This window comes from Pseudalkalibacillus sp. R45 (genome assembly GCF_052246725.1).
Taxonomy (GTDB): domain Bacteria; phylum Bacillota; class Bacilli; order Bacillales; family Fictibacillaceae; genus Pseudalkalibacillus.
Genome location: NZ_JBQQCL010000004.1, coordinates 161,220 through 172,209 on the forward strand (window position 1 = coordinate 161,220; position 10,990 = coordinate 172,209).

The window sequence follows — 10,990 nt, forward strand, 5'->3', positions numbered from 1 at the left end:
AGTCGAAATTGGGGCTTAAAGCAATCATCTTATACAGGAGAAATAACAAAAGGCACTTTGTGAATTTTTAAGATCCACACAAGTGCCAATTGCTTTATTTAACAGTCTTCATTCTTTTTTCGCTCATCCACGATTTTCTTCGTGATGCTTTCACGCTCGGCTGCCGGTCGAAAAATACCGAATTCTTCAGCAAATTCTTCACGGAATTGTTGGACTGCTTGATCACATCCTGGTACTTCCAGCTTGTTTTTCCTCATAAACAACCACCTCTCTATTTTTTAATAGTATGCGGTGTTTTGCCTTTCATTATGAGTCCTTGTTCAATCCTTCGGTTTCGATGCCTGATCCAACTGATACACGAAAGCGAAAACTTCGGCTACCGCCTGATATAGGTTTGGTGGAATTTCCTGGTTGATTTCGAGCTTTGAAAGCAATTGGACTAACGACGTATCTTCTTGAATCGGTACCTGATTCTGCCGTGCTGTTTCTAAAATCTCTTCAGCTGTAGTCCCCTTGCCTTTCGCTACCACTTTTGGTGAGCTGTTGGTAGATTGATCATATTTCAAAGCTACAGCTGATTTACGTTCTTGGTTCGTCATATGGAAAGATCCACTCCTCGTGAAGACATGTCTTGTAATCCAGTTTGGAAGGATAGCGTGGATCCTTCAGAAGGGTTCTCTATTTTCACAGTAGACAGCTTGTAATCGATTTTCTCAAGCGCATCTTTCAATTGGGGTTTTATTTCTGAGATATGATGTTTAAGGGATTCACTTTCATTGATGATTCTAACGGAAATGATTCTGTTCTGTACATTCATATCAACGACCGTTTCTTTGAGAAATTGTAAATCCAGATAAAAAAGGATGCGGCTGAAATTTTCATCAATCTCCCCAGACGTTTCCTTCTTCAAATCCCAACGCATCATCACATCGCTCTCCCATTCTTTGAAGTGAACAGGAAATTGATAAAATAATGAGGTGATGGATTGGTTCTCACTCGAATGCAACAGCTGCTGACCAGTAAGTCTATGTAACAACACTTCAGCCCTATCCTTGATACTGCCAGGTAATTCCTGAGATAACAGCTCTAGAAGTGCAGATTTTAATTGTTGCTGATTTTTCAGTTCTCCAAGCTGTGTGTTGATCAAATCATGCTCGAACGTCAAACCAAGTCCACGGACGATTTCAATTAAATTAAGATGCGGCTTCGGTGTCTTATTCATATTTAGCTGCTCATGGATCCAATTCAACTGTTCCGTGCTGATTGTACTTAATTTTTGCTGTAAATAAAGTTCGCCTTTCGGAAGAGACATATTCAGCTTCAACTCTTTCAAAAACGCTTCATCTGAAATTTGAGTCTTGCCAGAATGTGTATGTAACTCTTGATACATATATGGTATTTTCATATCCAACGTCCGAAATATGTTTTCAATTTGCAGCTTCGATTGCGAATCAGTCGTCGGAAGAGAATATAACTGCATAAGCTGTTTGACAGTCTCTATGGCTGTGTTCCGTGATGTGGCATCCAATACACGGGAAATCACCTTTTCAACCGCGCTTTCTCCACCGTACGTCGTTGCTCCTTTTATGTTTTGCTGTAGTGATTGGAGTTCTGAGGTCAGCGATCGGCTATCTTGCACATGGTAAAGTGCTTTAAAAATGGCTTCTGTAACAGGAAGATTTTTAATCAACATTGTTTTGACAGCTTGTATCCCTTTATCTACGGAAGGCATTTGGGTTAACCATTTTTCAGCAACAGTGATCAACTCCTTTGTGATCGGAAGTCGTTCATTAGAAAGATTCTTAAACATCTGTTGTATAGCTGGCTGATTTTTACGGTTACCGAAAATCTGTGCAGGCAGCTGATTAACCTTGTTTTGCTCTAGTACTTCCAAAACCGGTATCCCGCCACTTGTACTTGACTTAACTTGGAGCCAATAGTTTTCGTTTCGGGTCAAGCCGGTCAACAGCTGAGCGTTTATTTTCCGGCCTGCCAGTTGTACCTGGGCTAGATCGTTCGGGTACAAAGCCAATACTTTACCTGAAAAAATCTGCCCGGGTTTCAATTCTATTACAGGGTTCAAACGACCTATATTTCGAATGATGGATTCGATCGGCATCGCCTTCATAACGTAACCCCCTCCGTCATAAACTGTTCCTACCTTATATCGGCATCACATTAGCTTTTGTTTGGTACCAATTCGGAAACAGGGGCAAACGATTTACGATGTTCAGGTGTGATCCCATGGGCTTTTAATGCTTCTAAATGCTGTGCCGTTCCATAGCCAACGTTTGATTTGAAGTAGTATTGCGGATACTTACGATCGATTTCCTTCATCAACTTATCCCTAGTCACTTTTGCCACGATTGAAGCAGCAGCTATTGAATTGCTTTTCGAATCCCCTTTAATGATGTTCTCTTGCGGAAGATCCATTGGGAGGTCCATCGCATCTATTAATAGATAATCAGGTTCGATTGGCAAATCCTCGATTGCCTTCATCATCGCAATTTTACTAGCTTGATAAATATTCAACCGATCGATTTCTTGTACGGATACAACCCCGACACCAATTGTCACAGCATTCCTGATGATCTTTTCGTATAACTTCTCTCTAACAGGCTCAGAAAGCTTCTTTGAGTCGTTCAGTCCAATGATCGGTGTATTTGCATCTAAAATGACCGCACTGGCGACGACTGGTCCAGCAAGTGGTCCCCGACCAACCTCATCAATTCCAGCTACCAAACGATACCCATTCAAATAACAATGGTTTTCGATCATCGACATACGATTATATGTATCAATTCGTGCCTTTTCTTGTTCCTTGCGCTTGCACCATTGTGCATAAAGCTGTTGGACGCCTTTTCTTGGATCATTTTTCAATTGTTGAATAAACCCATCATCAAGGTCTCCTTCGTGACTTTCGATATGCGCCCGAAGCTCCTTAATTGATTTCTTTTCCATCGTTTTCTCCTTTTTGTAAAGAATGTTTATGTAGAAACTTTTATTAATTGGTGATTTCGGCGAAATTATCCCTTTTGCACACCAGCTATTGAATTATAGTTTACCTTCTCTAAATACATAAAAAAAGCTTGGCAAGGTCAAGCCTTTGGCGCAGGCTGAGCTTTATCTGCTCTAATATTGAAGAAAGTATTTATACTTTCTTTCAATGTAAAGATAGGGGTGGCATGATAGTTTCATCACTATCAAGCCAACCCCTTGTTTCAGCGTCTTATTCGTAGTCTGCTGGTCTTTCGAATGAAATCGGTCCAAGCTTTTCAGAACGGATGTCTCTTAAGATGATTTCAGCAGCCTTTTCAAAATCTACTTCTCCACCTTTGATGAGGCAACCCCTCTTTTTTCCAATCTCTTCAAAGACTTCAAGCGGAGGAGCAGATGTATCGGTCAACTTGTAACGATCAATCAGTTTTTCAGGATAGGCATCCTTCAAATATTGAACTGCAAAAAAGGCAATGTCTCCAAAATCGAGGATGTCGTCCTTGATTGCACCAGTTACTGCTAATCGATAACCCGTAGTCTGATCCTCGAATTTCGGCCATAATATTCCTGGAGTATCAAGCAACTCAAGTTCTTTTCCAACTTTGATCCATTGCTGCCTTTGTGTTATTCCAGGTCGATCACCTGTTTTCGCAATCTTCTTGTTTGCGAGTCGGTTGATGAGCGTTGATTTGCCGACATTCGGTATTCCCAATATCAAAGCTCGGACTGCCCGAGGTTTCACACCCTTTTCAATCATCTTATCTAGCTTGTCCTTTACAAGCTCTCTAGCAATTTCCGAAATCTTTTCTAGACCTTGTCCTGTTTTGGAATTCACTGTGACAGTCCTCAAATTACGTGCGGCAAAATAATCTTCCCATTCTTTGGTGATTGCACGGTCGGCCATATCGGTCTTGTTCAGCAAAACCAGCCTAGGTTTATGTTCAACAATCTCATCAATCATGGGATTCCGTGAAGACAAAGGGATTCGTGCATCAACAAGCTCGAACACGACATCGATCATCTTCAGTTTTTCTGTAATTTCGCGTCTTGCTTTGGCCATATGACCAGGGAACCATTGGATTTGCATTTAATTCACCTACTTTAGCACTTCAAAATGTGCAACCGGCCAAAATATCACATTCGCTTTACCAATGATTTGATCCATCGGAATTGCGCCAATGTTCCGGCTGTCTTTACTATGTTGTCTGTTATCTCCCAGTACAAACACATGTCCTTTTGGAACAGTTTGGGTGCCGATTTCATCACTTAAATCGAAATTATAGGTCAGATTACCTCCTGAAAGGCCCTGTTTAAATTCCTTCAAGTATGGCTCCGGAACTGCTTTCCCATTCACGTATAGTGTGTCATCTTTATATTCGATTTTATCCCCTGGAAGACCGATTATCCTTTTTATATAGTCTTTTCCTTCAGGAGCATGGAACACAACAATATCGAAGCGGTCAGGTTTCCCTACCTCATAACTGAATTTATTGACGATCATTCGATCTCCATTATGAAGTGTCGGCATCATTGACTCCCCATCTACCACAATTGGTGCAAATAAGAAGTAACGGATACCTGCTGCAATCACTAATGCAATAACAAGTGCCTTCAGCCATTCCCAAGATTCACTTTTGCGCTTTGTCATTTCTCCACCCCAGTTTTTCTATTTACCATTTATCTATACTTCATTATATTCGAAATGGTTAAAACAATCATCTGTCAGTGTGAAAGATTCATTTGTTTCTATTGGATCTAAAGAGTGTTTTTTTCACAATTCTATTGTTATAGCGTGGAAATATACTCGCTTTCCGCAGGCGATCCGCAAGCCTCCTCGCTCACTTGCACAGGATCTCAACACAAGAAAACATTTTCGTGTCTGGCGATGAGAATTCTTAGAAGCTTTCCTTATGCTGGCTTCGACGTTCACCATGCCACGTGGTGGCTGTTAGTCGAAGATCCTTAATTCGCTGTGGTGTCTTGCCTGGCTCGCTTTTCACACAGAAAGTGTCGCAAATTTCGCTCAAAGAAATTCATCCTAATATAAAAAGGTATGTAAAAAGGAGCTTGTTTCCAAGCTCCTTTACGCACGAGTGTGCGTCATTATCTGCGAATTTCTTTAATACGTGCTGCTTTTCCACGTAGTGCACGTAGATAGTATAGCTTAGCACGACGTACTTTACCGTGACGTACAACTTCAATCTTAGCGATTTTTGGTGAGTGTACTGGGAAAGCACGCTCAACTCCAACGCCGTAAGAAATTTTACGAACAGTAAATGTTTCGCTGATTCCAGATCCGCGGCGTTTAATTACAACACCTTCGAATACCTGGATACGTTCACGCGTTCCTTCGACAACTTTAACGTCGATACGGACAGTATCTCCTGCACGGAATTCTGGCAAATCTGTTTTCAACTGCTCTTTTGTAATATCATTAAGTAGTTGTTGCATGGTATTTCCTCCTTCCTTACAAATGTTCTTGTCTATGCTTTTCCATCATAACAGCGGAACATCGTAATCAAGCGGCATAAGCCACAAAGAATATCATAGCATAAACGTAGTGATGACGCAATATCCTGAAAAGACTTTGTTTATGAATCTCTATCTTTTTTTACCTTTTCCAAGTAGATTCGGTCTTCTTCACTTAATGCCGCCATATCGATCAAATCAGGACGCCTTAAGAACGTCCTTTTCAACGATTCTTGGTCCCGCCATTTTTGGATTTTCGCGTGGTCTCCAGAAAGAAGAACCTCAGGTACCCTCATTCCCCGAAAGTCTGCCGGCCGAGTGTAATGGGGATGTTCAAGGAGTCCGGAAGAGTATGAATCCAGCTTAGAAGACTCTTCATTGCCTAGCACTTCGGGTAAGAGCCTTGAAACACTATCGATCACTACCATCGCAGCTAGTTCTCCCCCGGTAAGAACATAATCCCCAATCGAAATTTCATCTGTAACAAGATGCGCCCGAATACGCTCATCATATCCTTCATAATGACCGCAGATGAAAATCAAATGATCTTCTTGTGATAGTTCTTCCGCCTTTTGCTGCGTCAAACGTTCTCCCTGCGGACACATCAGAATGACCCTGGAGGAAGTTTCCTGACCACTTTTAAGCTGGTCCACCGCATCGAACAAGGGCTGCGGAGTCAAAACCATTCCTGCACCTCCGCCATAAGGATAATCATCGACTTTCCGATGTTTGTTCGTGGTGTATTCCCTGAAATCGATAACAGAATACGTTACTGCTTCTTTTTCTTGAGCTTTTTTCAAAATGGAACTATTCAAGACGCCATCAAACATCTCGGGAAAAAGGGTTAAAATATCAATTTTCATTCTAATAGCCCTTCCATTGGTTCAATCAAAATTTGTTTTTCGACAACATCCACTTCTTTTACAACATGTTCTATATATGGAATCAAGACATCTTTCTTCGTTTCATCTGAATAGACGACCCAGACATCGTTCGCACCAGGGGATAGTATGTCTTTCACTTTACCGAGATGTTCACCCTCTATTGTCTTAACCTCGCATCCGATGATTTCATAATAATAGAATTCACCTGCAGGCAGATCCTCAAGTTGTTCTTTATGGACCTTCAATATACCATCCCGCAATGGTTGGACTTCGTTAATGGACGGGTAGCCTTCAAAAGAGACAAGGTCGAATTGTTTATGCTTGCGGTGGGAGCGGACTACTAAGGGAACAGGCTCTTTTTTCCCAGGTTGAAATAGATAAAGCTTCGAACCCTCCTCATATCGCTCATCAGCAAAATCCGAACGGGTGATGACTCTCACTTCACCCCTGATTCCATGTGTATTGACGATTTTTCCTACATTAAACCATTCGCTCATCATTTTTCCCCCGAATAACTTATTTCCTACTATCATGATTCAATCAAAAAACATATATTCGCCCCTTGGTCCTGAAATTTCTAGCCAACCTGGCAAAGCCAAACCTATGGTGTTGGCTTCGCGCCTTCAGGTGTAAGAAGATTTTTCACTGATCAAATTAGAGGACATCAGAGACCTTATTTGCCTGAAACTCGAAAAAATCAGAGGTGTTTCACCGAAATAGCGGAACAGTTGTCCTCTATTTTTTGAAAACAAGCCATAATCTCAAAAATATCGGAATAGTTGTCCTCTATTTTAACATCTTTCTCACAGTGTAAAAGAAGAGGCGGGGTTGCCCCCACCTCTCACTTGAATCAAACAATCTCTAAATTTATCTTTTTACGCTCATTGGTACCAGCAGCATTGATTACGGTTCGAATCGCCTTGGCGATCCGACCTTGCTTTCCAATCACTTTACCCATGTCCTCACTATGAACAGTGAGTTGATAAGTGACAGTGCTGCTCGTTTCAACCTCTTCTATGCGCACATCTTCTGGGTGATCGACAAGAGCCTTAACAATCGTTTCGATTAACTCTTCCATATCAATCCCACCCTACTTATTTTTGGTTTTTAGCATTGTGAAGCTTTTCCATCAGACCAGCGTCAGAGAAAAGGTTGCGTACTGTGTCAGAAGGCTTTGCACCTTTCAACATCCAATCAAGAGCTTTCTCTTCGTCGATTTTCACATCAACTGGTTGTGCAATCGGGTTGTAGTATCCGATCTCTTCGATGAAACGTCCATCACGAGGTGAACGAGAATCTGCTACTACCAAACGATAAAATGGAGATTTTTTTGCTCCCATACGCTTTAAACGAATTTTTACTGCCATATCTATAATTCCTCCTAAATTTTTTATAAATTGTTTTATTTTCACGGTATCGAGTACCGGTGAAATCTCTCTTTACATGAATGGGAATTTCATACCGCCCATTCCACCTTTTTTCTTACCTTTTTGCATATTGGACATTTGTTTCATCATTTTCTTCATGTCCTCAAACTGTTTCAAGAGCCTGTTTACCTCTTGAACGGAACGACCGCTTCCTTTTGCGATACGTTTCTTTCGACTAGCGTTGATTGTATCAGGTTGTTGCTTTTCACCCTTCGTCATCGACTGGATGATTGCTTCAACATGATTGAGCTGTTTTTCGTCAACTTTGACGTTCTTCAACTGCTTCATCTGTCCGGAACCCGGTAACATGCCAAGTAGTTCATCAAGTGGACCCATGCTTCGTACCTGGGTAAGCTGTTCAAGAAAATCATCGAACGTAAAGCTCATCGTCCGCATTTTTTCTTCAAGCTCTTTCGCCTTCTTTTCATCCACATTCGTTTGAGCTTTTTCAATGAGAGAAAGAACATCTCCCATACCTAAAATCCTTGAAGCCATACGTTCAGGATGGAAAGGCTCCAGTTCATCCAGCTTTTCGCCCATACCGACGAACTTGATCGGCGTCTCGGTTACAGATCTGATTGATAAGGCTGCCCCACCACGTGTATCACCATCTAGTTTTGTAAGGACAACACCCGTGAGACCGAGCTGGTCGTTGAAGCTCTCAGCGACATTGACTGCATCTTGACCAGTCATCGCATCTACAACCAACAGGATTTCATCCGGCTTTGCAAGCTCTTTGATTTGAGATAGCTCATCCATCAAACCTTCATCTATATGCAGTCGACCCGCTGTATCGATGATCACATAATCGTGATGCTCTTCTTTCGCTTTTGCAATCCCTTGCTTCGCGATTTCAACGGGACTCGTATCTGTACCGAGATCGAATACAGGCATACCGAGCTGTTTTCCTAGTGTCTGCAATTGATTGATTGCTGCCGGTCTGTACACGTCGGCTGCGACAAGTAACGGTTTCCGGTTATTCTTCTTCCTGAGATGATTAGCCAGTTTACCGGTTGTCGTCGTCTTACCTGCACCTTGAAGTCCCACCATCATCACGACTGTCGGTGGTTTGTTGGCAACCGCAAGCTTGCTTTGCTCTCCACCCATCAGCGCTGTCAATTCTTCATTGACTACTTTGACGACTTGTTGACCAGGTGTAAGACTTTCAAGGACTTCTTGTCCGATCGCTCTTTCTTTGACCTTTGCAACGAATTGCTTAACAACCTTGAAGTTTACGTCAGCCTCTAATAACGCCAGTCGAACCTCTCGCATCATGACTTTAACGTCCGCTTCGGTAACTTTACCTTTTCCGCGAACCTTCTGAAGTGTTTGTTGAAGTCGGTCGGCTAAACCTTCAAATGCCATAGAATGCCGCCTCCTAATCCAATTTCTCGACACGATCGATCGTATCGAGCAACTCTTTCTGATCTTTTTGCTCAGCAACTTGTTTGCGTAATTCACTCAATAGCTGCTGTCTGGTCTGATACTTTCCGAGAAGTTCAAGCTTTTCTTCGTATTCTTCGAGCATTGATTCTGTTCGTTTGATATTGTCATAAACTGCTTGGCGGCTCACTTCATATTGCTCTGCAATCTCTCCAAGGGAAAGATCATCGAGATAATAAAGGGCCATATATTTCCGCTGTTTCGGAGTTAAAAGAGCATGGTAAAAATCAAACAGTAAATTGATTCGCATCGTTTTCTCAAGCACTCAATCCACTCCTTGTTAAGCGAAATGCCTTTACGATTAATCATACTACACCCCATAGAAACCTTTGTCAAGTTTTTTTCTTAACATCAGTTTTCGTACTGATTTTTGTGCCTGGCACCATTTTGAACCCGTTGGGGCGCTAGGCTTCTCGTTCGGTGCCAGGCACCTTTTTAAAACCGTTGGGGCGCCAGGCTTTTCGTTCGGTGCCAGGCACCTTTTTAAAACCGTTGGGGCGCTAGGCTTTTCGTTCGGTGCCAGGCACCGAGGTTCCGGAGGTTCAAATGAAACAAACGCTTCGGCGGAAGCGTTTGTTGGGTTGAGTATGAAGTTTACCGGACACCTGCACAGTTATTTGTACTAATAAGATGATTCACCTTGCTTTCAACGAAATAAGGTCTTTGGTGTCCGCTATTTTTCTAAAACATCCATTTTTTCATATATAAGGTCTCAGTTGTCCGATAAGATCTCGGAATCTTATTTTATCAAGTCAAAAGCGATCTACTGATTCCTCTTCTGTTACATCTGGCAGTATGTCAGAAAACAGTCCGTAGACGAATTGATCAGCGTCGAATTCATAAAGGTCTTCAACTTTTTCTCCAAGTCCGACAAGCTTGACCGGGATTTCAAGTTCATGGCGGATGGCGAGTACGATACCGCCCTTCGCTGTTCCATCAAGCTTCGTCAACACAATTCCGCTGACATCTGTTGCTTGACTGAACGTCTTCGCCTGATTCATTGCGTTCTGGCCAGTTGTAGCATCGACCACGAGTAAGACCTCGTGTGGTGCACCAGGCAGCTCTCTTCCGATGACGCGCTTGATCTTTTCAAGTTCGTTCATCAGATTGACCTTGTTCTGAAGTCGTCCAGCAGTGTCACACAAAAGAACATCCACACCACGTGATTGCGCGGATTTCACTGCATCAAATACAACCGCCGCAGGATCTGCACCCTCACTATGCTTGATGACATCGACGCCGACACGATCACCCCATACTTGGAGCTGATCGATCGCCCCAGCACGGAACGTGTCTCCAGCTGCCATTAGTACAGATTTACCTTCTTGTTTTAGTTTATGAGCGAGTTTTCCGATCGAAGTCGTTTTTCCTACGCCATTGACTCCCACGAATAATATGACTGTCAGTTCATTTTCTTGGATGTTAAGCTTCGTACTTTCTTCTCCTTTAATAAGCAGTTCAGCGAGCTTTTCTGAGATAACGACTTGAAGTTCTTCGGTCTCTTTAATGTTCCTAGTCCGGGCAACATCTTTCAATTCGTCGATCAGATCCATAACAGTCGCTACACCGACATCCGCTTCAATAAGGATCTCTTCCAGTTCCTCAAAAAACTCTTCATCTACTTTACGATAATTCTTCACAAGATCGTTGACTCGGGTTGAAAAGGATGTCCGTGTTTTCCCCAAACCATCCTTGAACTTTTCAGTAACCGTGTCACTTTGTGTGGTTAGCTTATCTTTTAAACGTTTAAAAAAACTCATATGTTCCACC

General features: G+C 42.3%; 14 protein-coding genes. All 14 read right to left on the bottom strand.

The features are described 5' to 3' along the window. Positions 1-98: 98 nt before the first annotated feature. On the bottom strand, positions 99-257 hold the full coding sequence (locus ACTWQL_RS10065; protein WP_443142319.1) for a small, acid-soluble spore protein, alpha/beta type: 159 nt from the start codon (positions 255-257) through the stop codon (positions 99-101). 63 nt (positions 258-320) lie between these two features. Beyond that, on the bottom strand, positions 321-599 hold the full coding sequence (locus ACTWQL_RS10070; RefSeq protein ID WP_443142320.1) for an EscU/YscU/HrcU family type III secretion system export apparatus switch protein: 279 nt from the start codon (positions 597-599) through the stop codon (positions 321-323). Continuing rightward, a complete protein-coding gene (locus ACTWQL_RS10075) occupies positions 596-2,128 on the bottom strand; it encodes a hypothetical protein (protein ID WP_443142321.1) in 1,533 nt (510 codons plus the stop codon). Before ACTWQL_RS10075 ends, ACTWQL_RS10070 begins: the two co-directional genes overlap by 4 nt. Before the next feature lie 50 nt (positions 2,129-2,178). Further along, positions 2,179-2,961, bottom strand: coding sequence for a ribonuclease HII (locus ACTWQL_RS10080; protein WP_443142322.1), 783 nt, complete (start codon positions 2,959-2,961; stop codon positions 2,179-2,181). Positions 2,962-3,229: 268 nt separating this feature from the next. After that, complete coding sequence (gene ylqF, locus ACTWQL_RS10085; RefSeq protein ID WP_443142323.1) at positions 3,230-4,084, bottom strand: ribosome biogenesis GTPase YlqF; 855 nt, start codon at positions 4,082-4,084, stop codon at positions 3,230-3,232. Between the two features lie 9 nt (positions 4,085-4,093). Then, positions 4,094-4,645 carry a signal peptidase I gene (gene lepB, locus ACTWQL_RS10090; RefSeq protein ID WP_443142324.1) on the bottom strand — a complete coding sequence of 184 codons (552 nt, stop codon included), beginning with the start codon at positions 4,643-4,645 and terminating at the stop codon, positions 4,094-4,096. Between the two features lie 455 nt (positions 4,646-5,100). Continuing rightward, positions 5,101-5,448 (bottom strand): 50S ribosomal protein L19, encoded by a 348-nt coding sequence (gene rplS, locus ACTWQL_RS10095; RefSeq protein WP_221564237.1) that lies wholly within the window; start codon positions 5,446-5,448, stop codon positions 5,101-5,103. Between the two features lie 140 nt (positions 5,449-5,588). Beyond that, positions 5,589-6,329 (bottom strand): tRNA (guanosine(37)-N1)-methyltransferase TrmD, encoded by a 741-nt coding sequence (gene trmD / locus ACTWQL_RS10100; RefSeq protein WP_443142325.1) that lies wholly within the window; start codon positions 6,327-6,329, stop codon positions 5,589-5,591. After that, entirely contained in the window at positions 6,326-6,847 is a 522-nt protein-coding gene (rimM, locus tag ACTWQL_RS10105) for a ribosome maturation factor RimM (RefSeq protein ID WP_443142326.1), read from the bottom strand. Before rimM ends, trmD begins: the two co-directional genes overlap by 4 nt. 353 nt (positions 6,848-7,200) lie before the next feature. Further along, positions 7,201-7,428, bottom strand: a complete 228-nt coding sequence (locus ACTWQL_RS10110; protein ID WP_261132789.1) for a KH domain-containing protein — start codon at positions 7,426-7,428, stop codon at positions 7,201-7,203. A 16-nt stretch (positions 7,429-7,444) separates the two neighbouring features. After that, on the bottom strand, positions 7,445-7,717 hold the full coding sequence (gene rpsP, locus ACTWQL_RS10115; RefSeq protein WP_221564225.1) for a 30S ribosomal protein S16: 273 nt from the start codon (positions 7,715-7,717) through the stop codon (positions 7,445-7,447). A gap of 72 nt (positions 7,718-7,789) precedes the next feature. After that, positions 7,790-9,142 (bottom strand): signal recognition particle protein, encoded by a 1,353-nt coding sequence (gene ffh, locus ACTWQL_RS10120; RefSeq protein ID WP_443142327.1) that lies wholly within the window; start codon positions 9,140-9,142, stop codon positions 7,790-7,792. Positions 9,143-9,155: 13 nt separating this feature from the next. Then, on the bottom strand, positions 9,156-9,485 hold the full coding sequence (locus ACTWQL_RS10125; protein WP_443142328.1) for a putative DNA-binding protein: 330 nt from the start codon (positions 9,483-9,485) through the stop codon (positions 9,156-9,158). Positions 9,486-9,972: 487 nt separating this feature from the next. Next, positions 9,973-10,980, bottom strand: a complete 1,008-nt coding sequence (ftsY, locus tag ACTWQL_RS10130; RefSeq protein WP_443142329.1) for a signal recognition particle-docking protein FtsY — start codon at positions 10,978-10,980, stop codon at positions 9,973-9,975. Between the last annotated feature and the right edge of the window lie 10 nt (positions 10,981-10,990).